Origin of the sequence: Frankia sp. AgB1.9 (assembly GCF_016786355.1) — a bacterium.
Lineage (GTDB): Bacteria > Actinomycetota > Actinomycetes > Frankiales > Frankiaceae > Pseudofrankia.
This window is the reverse complement of record NZ_JADWYX010000278.1, coordinates 1-1016: the sequence shown is the minus strand read 5'-3', so window position 1 is coordinate 1016 and position 1016 is coordinate 1. Positions and strand designations below refer to the sequence as shown.

General features: G+C 75.6%; 1 protein-coding gene. It reads left to right on the top strand.

Going from position 1 to position 1016, the window contains the following annotated elements; all coding sequences use genetic code 11:
* Positions 1–279: 279 nt before the first annotated feature.
* On the top strand, positions 280–1016 hold a 737-nt coding region (locus tag I6A60_RS41100; RefSeq protein ID WP_238437300.1), incomplete at its 3' end, for a DUF1003 domain-containing protein.

Genomic DNA, 1016 nt, shown 5'->3' with positions numbered 1-1016 from the left:
GCCATCCTGTCCGCGATCCCCCGTGCCACACGGCGCGCCTGCTCCCCCGAGACGCAGTGCACAACCGGGTGAGTCGGGGGGGGGGGGGGGGGCCCCCCCCCCGCGCCGTGCTGCCCGGCGCGCATGCGCCCGGCAGCCGTCCAGTGTCCTTCCCTGGGTGGGGTTGGCCGATCTTGCCAAAGTTCGGCCCGGGCCGCCGTCGTGCGGCCTGCTCTAACGTGTGCGCCGCGACCCGACGGCTCTGCTCCGGCGGCCAGGCGCGCGGAACGGGGAACCTCCATGAGCATCACGACCACCGCCAGCCGTGTCGTGTCCCGGCGAGCCACGGAGCGCCTCGACATCCCGGCGCCCAACCGGACCATGCTCCTGCCGCGCGGGGTGAACCGCGAGGCGTTCAGCCGCGGCGCCGAGCGCATCGCCCGTTTTCTCGGCACCGGCCGCTACCTCGCGATCCAGACCGTGCTGGTCGTGGTGTGGATCGGCCTGAACGTGGCCATCCCGCTGATGCGTTGGGACCCGTACCCGTTCATCCTGCTCAACCTGGCCTTCTCGACCCAGGCCGCGTACGCCGCGCCGTTGATCCTGCTGGCCCAGAACCGGCAGGACGACCGGGACAAGGCGTCGCTCGCGGAGGACCGCGCCGCGGCGCTTCGGATCAGGGATGACGCGGAGTTCCTCGCCCGCGAGGTCGCGGCGCTGCGCCTGGCGCAGAGCGACGCGGCGACGCGGCAGTACCTGCGCGGCGAGCTCGCCCACCAGTTGGACTCGCTGCGTGACGACCTGCGGCTGATGGTGCTCGACGCCGTGCGTGACACCCTTGCCGCGGCGCCGGGCCCCGGCTCCGCGGCCGTGCCGGTGGCCGCGGGAGTCGGCGTGCGGGCGGTGGTCGGCGGTGAGCCCTCGGCCGACGTCGACCCGGCACTGAACGGTGTCAGCGGCCGACGGTCGAGCCGGGCGGGGGCGGCCCCCGCGCCCCGCGGGCCCCGGCCGCGCCGGCGCCCGGCGAGTCCGCTCGG